Annotated in this window: 10 protein-coding genes; 5 read left to right on the top strand and 5 right to left on the bottom strand. The window is 69.4% G+C overall.

The window, feature by feature from the left end:
• Positions 1–93 precede the first annotated feature (93 nt).
• Entirely contained in the window at positions 94–1041 is a 948-nt protein-coding gene (locus G3M57_RS06290) for an IS110 family RNA-guided transposase (RefSeq protein ID WP_163228532.1), read from the top strand.
• Positions 1042–1116: 75 nt separating this feature from the next.
• Here G3M57_RS06290 and putA read toward each other — a convergent pair whose 3' ends face one another.
• Positions 1117–4230, bottom strand: a complete 3114-nt coding sequence (putA, locus tag G3M57_RS06295) for a bifunctional proline dehydrogenase/L-glutamate gamma-semialdehyde dehydrogenase PutA (protein WP_269141768.1) — start codon at positions 4228–4230, stop codon at positions 1117–1119.
• A gap of 529 nt (positions 4231–4759) precedes the next feature.
• Here putA and G3M57_RS06300 point away from each other — a divergent pair.
• Positions 4760–5227 carry an Lrp/AsnC ligand binding domain-containing protein gene (locus G3M57_RS06300; RefSeq protein ID WP_056762100.1) on the top strand — a complete coding sequence of 156 codons (468 nt, stop codon included), beginning with the start codon at positions 4760–4762 and terminating at the stop codon, positions 5225–5227.
• A 117-nt stretch (positions 5228–5344) separates the two neighbouring features.
• Here G3M57_RS06300 and G3M57_RS06305 read toward each other — a convergent pair whose 3' ends face one another.
• On the bottom strand, positions 5345–5911 hold the full coding sequence (locus G3M57_RS06305) for a CGNR zinc finger domain-containing protein (RefSeq protein ID WP_163229481.1): 567 nt from the start codon (positions 5909–5911) through the stop codon (positions 5345–5347).
• An 89-nt stretch (positions 5912–6000) separates the two neighbouring features.
• On the opposite strand from G3M57_RS06305, the gene G3M57_RS06310 reads away from it, so the two are divergent.
• On the top strand, positions 6001–6504 hold the full coding sequence (locus tag G3M57_RS06310) for a lipocalin-like domain-containing protein (RefSeq protein WP_163229483.1): 504 nt from the start codon (positions 6001–6003) through the stop codon (positions 6502–6504).
• A gap of 303 nt (positions 6505–6807) precedes the next feature.
• Here G3M57_RS06310 and G3M57_RS06315 read toward each other — a convergent pair whose 3' ends face one another.
• Genes G3M57_RS06315 through G3M57_RS06325 form a run of 3 tightly spaced genes read right to left on the bottom strand, consistent with a single transcriptional unit; the run spans position 6808 to position 12592 of the window.
• Positions 6808–8214: an efflux transporter outer membrane subunit gene (locus tag G3M57_RS06315; RefSeq protein ID WP_163229485.1), complete on the bottom strand. Its 1407-nt coding sequence runs from the start codon at positions 8212–8214 to the stop codon at positions 6808–6810.
• A 1-nt stretch (position 8215) separates the two neighbouring features.
• The gene (locus tag G3M57_RS06320; protein WP_163229487.1) at positions 8216–11410 is read right to left on the bottom strand and encodes an efflux RND transporter permease subunit; all 3195 of its coding nucleotides are present in this window, start codon (positions 11408–11410) and stop codon (positions 8216–8218) included.
• 12 nt (positions 11411–11422) lie between these two features.
• Positions 11423–12592: an efflux RND transporter periplasmic adaptor subunit gene (locus G3M57_RS06325; protein WP_163229489.1), complete on the bottom strand. Its 1170-nt coding sequence runs from the start codon at positions 12590–12592 to the stop codon at positions 11423–11425.
• Positions 12593–12778: 186 nt separating this feature from the next.
• Here G3M57_RS06325 and G3M57_RS06330 point away from each other — a divergent pair, with 186 nt between their 5' ends.
• Both G3M57_RS06330 and G3M57_RS06335 read left to right on the top strand, forming a co-directional pair.
• Entirely contained in the window at positions 12779–13378 is a 600-nt protein-coding gene (locus G3M57_RS06330) for a TetR/AcrR family transcriptional regulator (RefSeq protein ID WP_056762094.1), read from the top strand.
• Positions 13379–13594: 216 nt separating this feature from the next.
• Positions 13595–14362: a YceI family protein gene (locus tag G3M57_RS06335; protein ID WP_163229491.1), complete on the top strand. Its 768-nt coding sequence runs from the start codon at positions 13595–13597 to the stop codon at positions 14360–14362.
• Positions 14363–14391: the final 29 nt, after the last annotated feature.

Here is a 14391-nt window from a genome sequence, read left to right on the forward strand (position 1 = left end):
TTGGCGCTGCGGGTGAGCTTGGTCGCCGCTGGCATATCCATGACCCGGATGGTTGCAGGGACGTATGGGTCCGGAGCCACAAGGATGGGATCGATGGATAGGAACAAGTCTAGCACAACGATCGCCGGGATCGATGTGGGCAAGCGCCAGTTGGATGCGGCCGTGCTCGGCAGGGCCGAGCAGCATCGGGTGGCCAACGACGCAGCGGGCTGGGAAGGGCTGATCGCCTGGCTGGCGGAACGCGGCGTCAGACGCGTGGGGCTGGAGGCGACGGCGGGCTACGAGCGCGGCGTGCGGGCCAGACTTGAGGCGGCGGGGCTGGAGGTGGTGGTGCACCAGCCGCTGGAGGTGAAGCTGTTCGCGCGCCTCAAGCGGCGGCGGGCCAAGACCGACCGGCTGGATGCGGCGCTGATCGCGGCGGCGACGGCGCAGGTGGACACGGTGCGGGCGGCCCAGGACCCGCGCCTGGCCCATCTGGCCGAACGCCTGACGGCCTACGAGCAGATCAGCGACCAGGCCGCCCAGCTGAAGACCTTCATGGAGCATGTGACCCTGCCCGATCTGGCCGCCAGCCTGGGCGAGCAGATCCAGAGCCTGGCGCGGCTGAAGGCCCGGCTGGCGCGCGAGATCCTGGCCGCGCTCAAGGCCTGGCCCGACCTTCTGGCCCGCTGGACGCTGCTGCGGTCTCTGCCAGGTGTCGGGCCGCTGGTGGCCGCCAGCCTGGTGATCCGCATGCCCGAGCTGGGCGCCCTCAAGCGCGGCCAGCCCGCCAGCCTGCTGGGCGTGGCTCCCTTCGACCGCCAGTCGGGCCAATGGAAGGGCCAGAGCTTCATCGGCGGCGGTCGAAGCCGACCTCGCCGCATGCTCTATCTGGCCGCCATCGCCGCCAAGCGCTTCGATGCCGCCTTCAAGATCTTCGCCGATCGCCTCCTGGCCGCCGGCAAACCGCCCAAGGTCGCCATCGTCGCCGTCATGCGAAAACTCGTCGAAGCCGCAAACCTCGTCCTCAAGCGACAGCAGCCCTGGGTTCGCCACGCCTGATCAACATGGTTGCTCATCCGTCGGCTTCGCCGACACCTTCTCCCGCAAGGGGAGAAGGATTTGGAGGGCGGTCGCCTACAGATTCAGCAGCGTCGGGTCCCCGCCCTGGGCGGTGATGTTGATGCTGAGCGCCCGCTCGACCGCGTAGCGCATCAGGGCGTGCGGACCGCCGGCCTTGGGGCCCGTGCCCGACAGGCCCTCGCCGCCGAACGGCTGGACGCCGACCACGGCGCCGGTCATCGAGCGGTTGACGTAGCAGTTGCCGGCCGGGACCAGCCGCTGGACGTCGGCCGCGAAGCTCTCGATCCGCGAGTGGACGCCCAGGGTCAGGCCGTAGCGGCGGGCCGCCAGGGCGCCGGCGACCTGTTCCAGGTCTTCGGGCCGGTAGCGCACCACGTGCAGCACCGGGCCGAACACCTCGCGCTCCAGGAAGTCGGCGGTCGGGATCTCGGCCAGCACCGGGGCGAAGAACGTGCCCGTTTCCGGCGCCGTCAGCTGGTGCAGCACCTTGGCCTCGCGGTTCAGGCGGACCAGGTGCTGATCCAGCGCGGCCTTGGCGTCAGCGTCGATGACCGGGCCCACGTCGGTGACGGCCTGGGCCGGGTCGCCCAGGACCAGGGCGTCCATCGCGCCCTTCAGGCCCTCGATGACATGGTCGGCGGTGTCGTGCGGCAGGAACAGCAGGCGCAGGGCCGAGCAGCGCTGGCCGGCGCTGCCGAAGGCCGACAGGATCACATCGTCGATCACCTGCTCGCGCTGGGCGGTGGTGTCGACGAACATGCCGTTGAGGCCGCCGGTCTCGGCGATGAACGGCACGATGGGCCCTTGGCGTTGCGCAAGGGTCTGGTTGATCCGCCAGGCGGTGTCGGTGCCGCCGGTGAAGGCCACGCCGTCCAAGCCCTCGTGGGCGGTCAGGGCCGCGCCGACGGTCTCGCCGCGTCCTGGCAGCAGGGCCAGCAGGCGATGGTCCAGGCCAGCGGCGTGGTACAGCTTCACCGCCTCATAGGCGATCAGCGGGGTCTGTTCGGCCGGCTTGGCCAGAACCGCGTTGCCGGCGGCCAGGGCCGCGGCGACCTGGCCGGTGAAGATGGCCAGGGGGAAGTTCCATGGGCTGATGCAGACGAAGACGCCGCGCCCGGCCAGGCGTAGGCTGTTGGTTTCGCCGACCGGGCCGGTCAGGACCTCGCCGGCGAGGCCGAACTGTTCTTCGGCCAGCTTGGCGTAGTAGCGGCAGAAGTCGACGGCCTCGCGCACCTCGGCGATGGCGTCGGGCAGGGTCTTGCCGGCCTCGCGCGAGAGGATGGCGCACAGGCGCTCGATATTGGCCTCCAAGGCGTCGCCCATGGCGCGCAGCACCTCGGCGCGGGCCGGGCCGCCGGCCTGATCCCAGGCGGGCTGGGCGGCGCGGGCCAGCTTGAACGCCTGGTCGATCTGCGGCAGCTGGGCCTCGGACACCACCCCGACCACACGCTCGTGGTCGGTCGGGCTCTGCACCGGCATTGGCGGAGCGCCGGCCGTCAGCTTGCCGCCGACCAGCGGGCCGGCCGACAGGGTCAGCTTGTCCAGTTCGGCCACATGGGCGGCCAGGCGGTCGCGGTCGGCCTTGGTCGACAGGTCCAGGCCGGCGCTGTTCCTGCGGCGCGGGCCATAGACGTCGATCGGCGTCGGGATCTTGGCGTGGCGGTCGGGATGGGCCTCGACGGCGGTGATCGGATCGACCACCACCCTCTCGACCGGCACCCGCTCGTCGAGCAGGGCGTGGACGAAGCTGGTGTTGGCGCCGTTCTCCAGCAGGCGGCGGACCAGGTAGGGCAGCAGGTCCTCGTGGCCGCCGACCGGGGCGTAGGCCCGCAAGGTGACGCCGTCATAGAGGTCGTCGGCGGCCTTGTAGAGCGCCTCGCCCATGCCGTGCAGGCGCTGGTGCTCGATCCTGACGCCGGCGTTCTTCGACATCCGCACCACGGCCGCCAGGGTGTGGGCGTTGTGGGTGGCGAACTGGGCGTAGAGGTGCGGGGCGGCCGCGATCAGGGCCTTGGCGCAGACCAGGTACGACAGGTCCGTCGCCGGCTTGGTGGTGTAGACCGGATAGTCCGGCCGGCCGGCGACCTGGGCGCGCTTGATCTCGCTGTCCCAGTAGGCGCCCTTGACCAGGCGGACCATCAGGCGGCGGCCGGTTTCCTTGGACAGGGCGGTCAGGCGGGCGATCACCTCGGGGCAGCGTTTCTGGTAGGCCTGGACGGCCAGGCCGAGGCCCGTCCATGCGCCCAGCTCGGGTTCGCGGCACAGCCGGTCCAGCAGCTTCAGCGACAGCGCAAGTCTGTCCGCTTCTTCGGCGTCGATGGTGAAATTCAAGTCGTGCTTGGCGGCGATCTTGGCCAGGCGCAGGACGCGCGGATAGAGCTCGTCCCAGACGCGGGCTTCCTGCGTGGCTTCGTAGCGCGGCGTCAGGGCCGACAGCTTGACCGACACGCCGTGACCGGCTTCCGGACCTGCCTTGTTCGACAGCTTGCCGACCGTCTGAATCGCGTCGGCATAGGCCTTCTCGTAGCGGGCGGCGTCGGCGGCGGTGCGGGCGCCTTCGCCCAGCATATCGAAGCTGCAGATGTCGCCGTCGCCGGCGGCGCGCTTGATGGCCGCCTCGATGGTGCGGCCCAGCACGAACTGCTCGCCCATGATGCGGATGGCCTGGCCGACGGCGGCGCGGATGACCGGCTCGCCCAGGCGGCCGGCGATCTTTTTGATAAACGCCGGCAGGTCCTTCTGGGCCTGGTCGTCCGGCTCGACGATCTTGCCGGTCAGCATCAGGCCCCAGGTCGAGGCGTTGACGAACAGGCTGTCGCTGCCGCCCAGGTGGCTGGCCCAGTCGGCCGAACCGATCTTCTCGGCGATCAGCTTGTCGCGGGTGTCGTCGTCGGGCGTGCGCAGCAGGGCCTCGGCCAGGCACATCAGGGCCAGGCCTTCGCGGGTGCCGAGGCTGAACTCCTGCAGGAAGCTTTCGACCACGCCCTGCTTGCGGACGCTGCGGCGGGCGCCGCGAACCAGGGCCTCGGCCTCGGCGCGAACCGCGGCGCGGTCTTCGCCGCTCAGGGGCTGGGCGGCCAGCAGATCGGCGATCACCGCCGCCTCGTCACGATACTTGCCGTCGTCCAGGGAGTCCCAATCGGTCATGGTCGCCTCGTTGGTGGATATCGTCGCTATATCCCTGGATTGTTCGAAGGTGCTTCGTTTGTTGTGCGTCCAGACTGTACGATCTTCGGCGAAAGCGCCCAGTATCGCTATTCGCTCCGAGGCTGCGTCAGCCTGTCACGAAATCCACGCCCCTCCGAGGCGAAAACCTCGTCCTTCGACAGGCTCAGGATGAGGTCTTTCCAGCGCTCGGGCCTGCAACGGTCCTCATCCTGAGCTTGTCGAAGGACGAGGGCCGGGCACCGAGCGCCGACGTCAGGCCAGAGCATGATCGGGAAGGGGAGAGGTGGGAAGGGACGCGATACGGGGGGAGGTCGCGCGCCCCTTCCGCTCTCACACGGCGCCGACGGGGGAGAGGGCGCCATGTCTGCGCTCCGCCGAGGGGAAGGCGGAGGTCGGTCCGAGTCCGCCAGGGCGCCGGGGGGAGTGGCGGCCAAGCTCGCTAGGACGATCGAGGGTATAGGCCGGGGTATGGCGAAGGTGCTTTGTTTGTTGGTATGAAATTCCGAACTATCTTCGGCTGGAAGGGGAAATGGCGATGTCTGCTCTGGACGACACCGATCGCCGGCTTTTGCGGGTTCTGCAGGCCGACGGCCGCATCACCAACGCCGAGCTGGCCAAGCGCTGCAACCTGTCGCCGGCCGCCACCTTCGATCGGGTGCGGCGGTTGCGCGAGCGGGGCTTCATCACCGGCTACGCGGCCCTGCTCGACCCGGCCAAGGTCGATCGCGCCCTGCTGATCTTCGTCGAGGTGGTGCTGGACCGCACGACCGGCGAGGTGTTCGAGGACTTCGCCGCCGCCGTGCGTCGCGCGCCCGAGATCCTGGAGTGCCACATGGTGGCCGGCGGGTTCGACTACCTGATCAAGGCCCGGGTGCGCGACATGGAGGCCTATCGCGGATTCCTCGGCGACATCCTGGTGAAGATGCCGGGCGTGCGCGAGACGCGCACCTATGCGGTGCTGGAAGAGGTCAAGAGTACGGTGCAGCTGCCGTTGTGAGGCGGTGCGTCCTTCGAGGCTCGCCTTCGGCTCGCACCTCAGGATGAGGAACGTGGGTTGGCTCTGATTTCCTCATCCTGAGGCGCCCGCGTAGCGGGCCTCGAAGGACGCACGGTGTCACCCCCGCTCCCGCTTGCGCCACTCCGCCACCTTGGCCTTGTTGCCGCACGCGCTCATCGAGCACCAGCGGCGGTCGCCCTTGCGCGAGGTGTCGACGAACAGCACCGCGCAGGGCGGGCCTTCGCATTGGCGGATGCGGTGCCAAAAGTCGCCGCCCAGCAGCGACACGCCCTCGCGGGCCAACTCGGCCAGCAGGCCGCGGACATCCCCGGACAGGCGGGCGCGGCCGTCCGTGTCCAGCTGCAGGGACGCGGCGGGCAGGGCGGCGTAGCCGTTGAGCAGGTCGCGGTCGACGTCGGGCAGGGCGACGCCCTGCGCCCGCGACAGGCCCAGGCGGTAGAGCGCCTCGCGCAGCGACCGGGCCTGGACCAGATTGCCCTCGGTGGAGCCAGGCGGGCCTTCGGCCAGTTCCGCCGCCACCAGCCAGCGGTCAAGATCGGCGGACGTGGCCAGCAGGTCGCGCGGCGTCGCGCCCAGGCGGCCGACCACGGTCGCCGCCAGATCCAGCGCCGGGCTGCCGCCGCGAAACTTGAAGCCGTCGCGGATCTCCGCCTTCACCGCCATCGCGCACTCCAAACCAGATTGACAGGTTACAGTGTTTCGCGAAGGATCGGCAAGATAACCTGATAAATAGGTTACAAACTGGAGGCGACATGAACCTGATCCATAGGCGAGGTCTGGGCGCGAGCGCGGCCCTGGCGACAACGCTGCTGGCCACCACCGCCACGGCCGCCGAGCCCCCGCTGGCCGGAACCTGGGCCCTGACGGCGGCCGATCGCCTGGCGCCCGACGGGTCGCGCAGCCGCGACTACGGCGTCCATCCGAAAGGGCGGCTGATCATCGACGGCCAAGGGCGCTACAGCCTGCAGATCTTCAGCGGCGAGCGTCTGCGCGTCGCCTCGGGCGACAAGGCGACGGCCACGCCAGACGAGCTCGCCAGCGCGGCGATGGGGTCATCCACCCACTACGGGACCGTGGCGGTCGACACGGCCGCCCATGTGTTGGTCTTCCGGATCGAGGGGGCGTCGTTCCCGAACTGGGAGGGGACCGAGCAGCGCCGCAAGTACGTTCTGACCGCCGATAGCCTCAGCTACCAGGTGCCGACGCCGCGCGCCGACGGCTCGGTCCCGATCTCGGCGTGGCGACGCGAACGGTGAGAGGTTTCGACTTCGGCGCGCTCCCCTCTCGACCGTCATTCCCGCCCTTGTGGCGGGAAGGCTCTGTCCGCCGCAGGTGCAGTGGTGCGGCGCGCTGGCGCGCCAAGCGATCTTGCGCCGTCAGCTGAACCAGGGGTTCCCGCCACAAGGGCTGGAATGACGGCTGAATAAAGGGCGAAGGTTCCAACCCCAAGGTTGGAAGGGGCGCGCGGGATCTGGGGGGAGCGCGCCCCTTCCGGCTTGACGGCGTCGGGGGGCGACGCCGCTAGCACTCCCCCGCTGGGGTCGGGGGATCGGTGCAGCTCAGCGGGCGGCGGGAGCGCCGCCGCCGAGCGACTTGTATAGCGTGGCCAGGTTGGTGGCCCGCGCCAGGCGAGCGCCGATCAGGCCCTGCTGGGCGGTGTAGAGCGTTCGCTGGGCGTCCAGCAGGGTCAGGGAGCTGTCGATCCCCGCCCCATACCGAGCCCGCGACAGGCGGACCGAGTCGTTGGCGGCGGCGACCAGGCGCTCCTGCGAGCCGACCCGGTCCTGGATCGTCGACTGCACGGCCAAGCCGTCGGAGACCTCGCGGAACGCGGTCTGCACCGCCTTCTCATAGTTGGCCACCGCGATGTCGCGGCTGGCCTTGGCGCTGTCGAGATTGGCGACATTGGCCCCGCCGGCGAAGATCGGCAGGCTGATGCGCGGGGCAAAGCTCCAGGTCCCGTTGCCGCTGTCGAACAGGCTGCTCAGCGAGCCGCTGGCCACACCGGTCGAGGCCGTCAGGCTGATGCTCGGGAAGAACGCCGCCCGCGCCGCGCCGATATTGGCGTTGGCGCCGGCCAGGTCATGTTCGGCGGCCAGCACGTCGGGGCGGCGGGTCAGCACGTCGGACGGGATGCCGGGCGGCAGGTCCGGCAGGATCTGGGCGGTGACCAGGCCGCCGGCCGGCAGCAGGTCGGCGGGCACGTCGGCGCCGACCACCAGCCGCAGGGCGTTCTTGTCCTGCTCGACCTGGGCGACATAGGTCGCCACGTCCGAGCGAGCGGTCTCGGCCAGGGTCTCGGCCTGGCGAAGGTCCAGCTGGTTGGCCGCGCCGGCGTCGAAGCGGCTGCGGATCAGCTTCAGCGACTCTTCCCGCGTGCGCAGGGTCTCCTGGGCCAGGGCCAGCAGGTCCTGGTCGGCGGCCAGGGCCAGCCAGCTGTTGGCGGTCTGGGCGATCAGGCTGATCTGCACCGAGCGGCTGGTCTCGCGGGTGGACAGGTAGCTCTGCAGAGCCGCGTCCTTGAGGCTGCGGACCCGTCCGAACAGGTCCAGCTCCCAGGCCGTGACGCCCACGCCTGCGGTGTAGGCCTCGACGTCGCGCGAGACGCCCGGCTGGGTCTGGGCGGCCGAGTTCTGGCCTCGCGCGCCGGTCGCCGTGGCGTCGACGCCCGGCACGAGGGCCGCGCGCTGGATGCGGTACTGGGCGCGGGCCCGCTCGATGTTCAGCACCGCCACGCGCAGGTCGCGGTTGTTGCTCAGCGCCAGGTCGATCACCCCTTGCAGGCGCGGATCGATGAACACCTCGCGCCAGGCCAGGTCGGCGGCGGAGGTCGCCGAACCGTTGGCCTGGGCGATCGGCCAGGCGTTGTCGACCGCCAGGGCCGGACGCACGGTCTTGGGCGCCAGGGTGCAGGCGCTCAGGGCCGTGGCCGCGAGCAGGGAGAGGGTCAGGTTACGGACAAGCATCTTAGTGGCTCTCGACCGGAGTCGTGGCGGCCTCGTCGTGACGACGCGGCTTGGGTTTGAAGATCCGCTCGACGATCACGAAGAACAGCGGGACGAAGAAGATCGCCAGCAGGGTGGCCGAGATCATGCCGCCGATCACGCCGGTGCCGATCGCGTGCTGGCTCCCTGATCCAGCCCCGTTGGAAATCGCCAAAGGCAGCACGCCGAAGACGAAGGCCAGCGAGGTCATGATGATCGGGCGCAGGCGGATGCGGACGGCTTCCACGGTGGCCTCGACCAGGTCCTTGCCCTGCTCGTGCAGGTCCTTGGCGAACTCGACGATCAGGATGGCGTTCTTGGACGCCAGGCCCATGGTCGTCAGCAGGCCCACCTGGAAGTAGATGTCGTTGCTGAGGCCGCGCAGGGTGGTCGCCAGCAGGGCGCCGACGATCCCCAGCGGGATGACCATGATCACCGACAGCGGGATCGACCAGCTCTCATAGAGCGCCGCCAGCAGCAGGAACACCACCAGGATCGAGATGCCGTACAGGGCCGGGGCCTGGTTGCCGGACTCGCGTTCCTGGGCCGACAGGCCGGTCCACTCGTAGCCGATTCCGGGCGGCAGCTGGGCGGCGATCTTCTCCATGGCGGCCATGGCCTGGCCCGAGCTCTTGCCCGGGGCGGGCGCGCCCTGGATGTTGACCGACGACAGGCCATTGTAGCGTTCCAGGCGCGGCGAACCGTAGATCCAGCGGCTGGTCGCGAAGGACGAGAACGGCGCCATGGTGCCGGTGCTGGTGCGGACGTACCAGCTGTCCAGGTCCTCGGGCCGCATGCGGTAGGGCGCGTCGGCCTGGACATAGACCTTCTTGATCCGACCGCGGTCGATGAAGTCGTTGACGTACGAGCCGCCCCACGCGGCGCTGAGCGCGGCGTTGATGTCGGCCGTGGTCAGGCCCATCGCCCCGGCCTTGGCCTGGTCGATGTCGATCTTCAGCTGCGGGGTGTCGTCCTGGCCGTTGGGGCGCACGCCGGCCAGGCTGGGATCCTGGGCGGCCATGCCCAGCACCTGGTTGCGGGCGGCGATCAGGGCGTCGTGGCCGACGCCGCCGATGTCCTGCAGCTGGAAGTCAAAGCCCGACGAGGTGCCCAGTTCCGGCACGGCCGGCGGCACCACGGCGAAGACCATGGCGTCGCGGATCTGCATGAACTTGCCCATGGCGCGACCGGCGACGGCCTGAGCCTTCAGGTTGGCGGCCTTGCGTTCGTCGAAGTCCCGCAGGCGGATGAAGGCCAGGCCGGCGTTCTGGCCCGCGCCGGCGAAGCTGAAGCCGGCGACGGTGAACACCGCTTGGACCGACTCCTTCTCGTCGACCAGGAAGTGGTTGCGCACGGTGTCGAGCACGGCCTGGGTCCGCTCTTCCGGCGCGCCGGGCGGCAGCTGGACCAGGGTGAACATCGTGCCCTGGTCTTCCTCGGGCAGGAAGGCGCTGGGCAGGCGGATGAACAGGAAGCCCATCACCAGGATGATCACGCCATAGGCCAGCATCCAGCGGCCGCTCTTGCCCAGCAGGCCGCGGACGCCGCCCTGATAGCGGCGGCTGACGTCGTTGAAGTTGCGGTTGAACCAGTTGAAGAAGCGGTTGACCAGGTTGGTCACGGCGCCGAGCGGGCCCTGGTGGTCGGTCTTCAGGACGTGGCCCTCGCCATGGGTGACGGGCTTGAGCAGGGTGGCGCACAGGGCGGGCGTCAGGATCAGGGCGACCAGCACCGACAGGGCCATGGCCGAGACGATGGTGATCGAGAACTGGCGGTAGATCACGCCCTGCGAGCCGCCGAAGAAGGCCATGGGCACGAACACCGCGGCCAGAACCAGCGCGATGCCGATCAGGGCGCCGGTGATCTCGTTCATCGACTTGCGGGTGGCCTCGATGGGACTGAGCCCTTCCTCGCTCATCACCCGCTCGACGTTCTCGACCACGACGATGGCGTCGTCGACCAGCAGGCCGATGGCCAGCACCAGGCCGAACATGGTCAGGGTGTTGATTGAGTAGCCGAAGGCCGCCAGCACCCCGAAGGTGCCCAGCAGGACGACCGGCACGGCGATGGTCGGGATCAGCGTCGCGCGCCAGTTCTGCAGGAACAGGAACATGACGATGAAGACCAGCACGATGGCTTCGACCAGGGTCTTGATCACCTCCTCGATCGACAGCTTCACGAACGGCGTCGAGTCGTAGGGAACCACGTACCGGTAGCTGGCCGGGAAGGTCTTGGACAGCTGCTCGACCCGTTCCTTGACGGCGTCGGCGGTGTTCAGGGCGTTGGCGCCGGGGGCCAGGCGGATGGCCAGGCCCGCGGCGGGCTTGCCGTTGTACTTGGCGCCGAAGCCGTAGCTTTCAGCCCCCAGCTCGACCCGGGCCACGTCGCGCAGGTGCACGATCGCGCCGCCGGCGCTGTTCTTGAGGATGATCTCCTGGAACTGCGCCGGGGTGGAGAGGCGCGACTGGGCCGTGATCGTGGCGTTCAGGGCCGTGCCCGGCAGGTTGGGCACGCCGCCCAGCTGGCCGGCCGAGACCTGGGCGTTCTGGGCCCGGATGGCGGCGATCACGTCGGCCGGGGTCAGGCTGTAGCTGGCCAGCTTGTTGGGATCCAGCCAGATGCGCATGGCGTACTGGGCGCCGAACAGCTGGACCTCGCCGACGCCGTCAACGCGGCTCAGGGGGTCCTGCAGGTTGCTGGCGATGTAGTCGGCCAGGTCGGTGTTGGTGGTCTTGGGATCCTCGGAATACATGCCGATGATCAGCAGGAAGTTCCGGGCCGACTTGGCCACGGTCAGGCCCTGCTGCTGCACTTCCTGCGGCAGCAAAGCGGTGGCCGTCTGCAGCTTGTTCTGCACCTGCACCTGGGCGATGTCGATGTTGGTGCCGGCCTTGAAGGTCAGGGTGGTGGTGGCCGAGCCCGAGCTGTCGCTGGTCGACGACATGTAGTCCAGGCCGTCCAGGCCCTTCATCTTCTGCTCGATGACCTGGGTGACGCTGTCCTCGACGGTCTTGGCCGAGGCGCCGGGATAGATGGCGTTGATCGACACCTGGGGCAGGGCGATGTTGGGATACTGGGCGATCGGCAGGCTGCGGATGGCCAGGGCCCCCGCCAGCATGATGACGATCGCGACGACCCACGCGAAGATCGGCCGGTCGATGAAGAAACGGGAAAGCATGACGGGCCGGCCTTACTGAGCAGCGGGGGCGGAGGCGGTGATGACGGCCGGCTTCACCGGGGCGCCGGGGCGGACCTTCTGCAGGCCCTCGACGATGACCTGGTCGCCGGGCTTCAGGCCCGAGGTCACCAGCCACTTGTCGCCCACCGTCTGGGTGGTGACGATCTGGCGGGGCTCGGCCGCGCCCTTGGCGCCGACCACCATTACGGTGGCGTTACCCTTGGGATCGCGGCTGACGGCCGCCTGCGGGATCAGCATGCCGTCACTGGCCACGCCCTTGCCGAGCACGGCGCGGACATACATGCCCGGCAGCAGCACGCCGTTGGGATTGTCGAAGGTGGCGCGCAGGCCGACCGAGCCGGTGGTCGGGTCGACCGTGACGTCCGAGAACTCCAGGCGGCCGGCGATCGGATAGGTCGAGCCGTCTTCCAGCTTCAGGGTCACCTGGGCCGAGCCGCTGCGGCCCAGCTGGCCGCTGTTCAGCGCCGCCTGCAGCTTCAGCATCTCGGCCGAGGACTGGGTCAGGTCGACATAGATCTTGGACAGGTCCTGCACCGTGGCCAGGGCGGTGGCCTGGCTGGCGGTGACCAGGGCGCCGGGCGTGACCGAGCTCTTGCCGATGCGGCCCGAGATCGGCGAGACGACCCTGGTCCAGCCCAGGTTGATGCGGGCGCTCTCCAGGGCGGCCTTCTGGGCGGCGACGTTGGCGACGGCCTGGAGACTGGCGGCCTGGGCGTCGTCATTGTCCTGCTTGGAGACGGCGTTGATGGCGACCAGCTCCTTGTAGCGGTCCGCCTTCAGCTTCGCGGCCGTGGCGGTCGCCTGGGCCTGGGCCAGGCCGGCCGCGGCGCTGTTGTAGGCGGCCTGGAAGGTGGCCGGATCGATCTGGTAGAGCGGCTGGCCCGCGCGCACGTAGCCGCCTTCCTGGAACAGGCGGGCCTTGACGATGCCGCCGACCTGCGGGCGCACCTCCGAGACCAGATAGGCCGAGGTGCGGCCGGTCAGTTCGCTGGTCAGGGTGACGGGCTCGGTCTTGGCCACCACCACGCCGACCGGCGTCGGGCCGCCGGGCCCCATGCCGCCGCCGGGGCCGCCCTTGGCTTGGCCGCAGGCCGCCAGGGTTAGAGCGATGGCCGCCAGGGAGGCCGCCGACAGGGCGGCGCGAGAACGGTCGAAGGACATACAGAAACCCCAGTAGCGACAGGGCCGCAGGCCTTCGGCCTTGACGACGCCCCCTTGGTGACCAACATGAGAATGAACGTTCATTCTCAACGGGGCTGGACATAGGTCCGAGGTTGTCGCAAGTCAACCTCGGGGGTTCCGTCCAGCTTGACGTGACGGAAATTTAATTGGGAAACGAAGCTTTCGATGATCGACGAGGCCAACACCACGCCGCGGCCGACGCCTGAGGCCCGCCGCCAGCAGATCCTGGACGCCGCGTGCGACTGCGTGCGGCAAGCCGGATTCCACGGCGCGAGCATGGCCGAGATCGCCAAGACCGCGGGCCTGAGCGTGGGCCAGATCTACCGCTACTTCGAGAACAAGGAGGCGATCATCGCCGCCATCGTCGCCCAGGACCTGGCCGAGATGCGCGAGAAGTTCGCCGAGATGGAAAGCCGGCCGGGCAGCCTGATCGACGCCCTGTCCGAACACCTTCCCGAGGCCGTCGACAAGTGCTTCGACCTGGGCCGCGCGGCCCTGACCCTGGAGGTCCTGGCCGAGGCCAGCCGCAATCCGAAGGTGGCCGCGATCCTGCGGGCCGCCGACGAGCAGGAGCGGGTCTACGCCCAGGCCATGCTGGACCGCAGCCGCAAGCCCGAATGGAGCGACGCCGAGTTCCAGGCGCGCTGCGAGGCCGTGGGCCTGCTGTTCGACGGCATGATCATCCGCGCCGTCAACCACCCCGACACCGACCGCGAGCCCCTCACGCGGGTCCTGCGCGAGACGGTCCGGCAACTTCTGACCTAGGGCGGCGAGACTGCTCAAGAACCGTCTCCACAGGGGACGTCGACGTAGCGATGGACAAGACCGCTACACCTTCCCTAACGTCAAGTTGTGACGAGAAAAAAGCGGCCCCATGTCGGGACAGCGCGCCATCGTGCGTCCTTCGTGGGATCGCGCGCCTCGGATTTGACCGGGAACGGCGCGCGGGCCTTCGGGCCGCCAACACAAAGGGAAGACGCCATGACCTATTCGACTGTCCGTCCGCATGCGCGCCGGGTTTTCTGGCTGACCGCCGGCGCCGCCGCCCTGGCCCTGGCGGCCTGTTCGCCGCCGGCCGACAAGAAGACCGACGCGCCCGCCCCGTCAGCCTCGTCGCCGGCTGCAGCGCCCGCGGCGACGGCGGACAAGTTCGTCATGCCCAAGGTCCCGGCCGGCGACTACAAGCTGGATCCCGCCCACGCCAGCCTGGAGTTCAAGGTCAACCACCTGGGCTTCTCGCACTACACCGCGCGGTTCAGCGACTTTGACGCCAAGCTGAAGTTCGACCCGGCCAACCCGTCGGCCTCCAGCGTCGAGGCGACGATCGATCCCAAGTCGCTGACCCTGCCCAACCCGCCGGCCGGCTTCAAGGACGAGCTGACCGGCAAGGCCTGGTTCGATACGGCCCAGTATCCGACGATCACCTTCCGCTCGACCAAGGTCGAGGTCACCGGCGCCAACACCGCCAAGGTCACCGGCGACTTCACCCTGCACGGTGTGACCAAGCCGGTGGTGCTGGACGCCACCTTCAACGGCGGCTACGCCGGCCACCCGATGGACCCGCACGCCCGCATCGGCTTCTCGGCCAAGGGCACGTTCAACCGTTCGGAGTTCGGCATGGGCTTCGGCGTCCCGGCCCCGGGCACGACCATGGGCGTCGGCGACGCGGTCGAGGTGACGATCGAAGCCGAGTTCAGCGGCCCGCCGCTGGCCGACGCGAAGGCTCCGGCGGCGGCTCCGGCCCAGTAGCCCCGGATTGGGGACAGGCACTTGTGCGT

The organism is Caulobacter rhizosphaerae, assembly GCF_010977555.1.
Taxonomy (GTDB): Bacteria; Pseudomonadota; Alphaproteobacteria; order Caulobacterales; family Caulobacteraceae; genus Caulobacter; species Caulobacter rhizosphaerae.

Coding starts and splice junctions, on each gene's coding strand:
- G3M57_RS06290 (WP_163228532.1), top strand. CDS start 94: ATGGATAGGAACAAGTCTAGCACAACGATCGCCGGGATCGATGTGGGC.
- G3M57_RS06300 (WP_056762100.1), top strand. CDS start 4,760: ATGGCGATGTCTGCTCTGGACGACACCGATCGCCGGCTTTTGCGGGTT.
- G3M57_RS06305 (WP_163229481.1), bottom strand. CDS start 5,911: ATGGCGGTGAAGGCGGAGATCCGCGACGGCTTCAAGTTTCGCGGCGGC.
- G3M57_RS06310 (WP_163229483.1), top strand. CDS start 6,001: ATGAACCTGATCCATAGGCGAGGTCTGGGCGCGAGCGCGGCCCTGGCG.
- G3M57_RS06315 (WP_163229485.1), bottom strand. CDS start 8,214: ATGCTTGTCCGTAACCTGACCCTCTCCCTGCTCGCGGCCACGGCCCTG.
- G3M57_RS06320 (WP_163229487.1), bottom strand. CDS start 11,410: ATGCTTTCCCGTTTCTTCATCGACCGGCCGATCTTCGCGTGGGTCGTC.
- G3M57_RS06325 (WP_163229489.1), bottom strand. CDS start 12,592: ATGTCCTTCGACCGTTCTCGCGCCGCCCTGTCGGCGGCCTCCCTGGCG.
- G3M57_RS06330 (WP_056762094.1), top strand. CDS start 12,779: ATGATCGACGAGGCCAACACCACGCCGCGGCCGACGCCTGAGGCCCGC.
- G3M57_RS06335 (WP_163229491.1), top strand. CDS start 13,595: ATGACCTATTCGACTGTCCGTCCGCATGCGCGCCGGGTTTTCTGGCTG.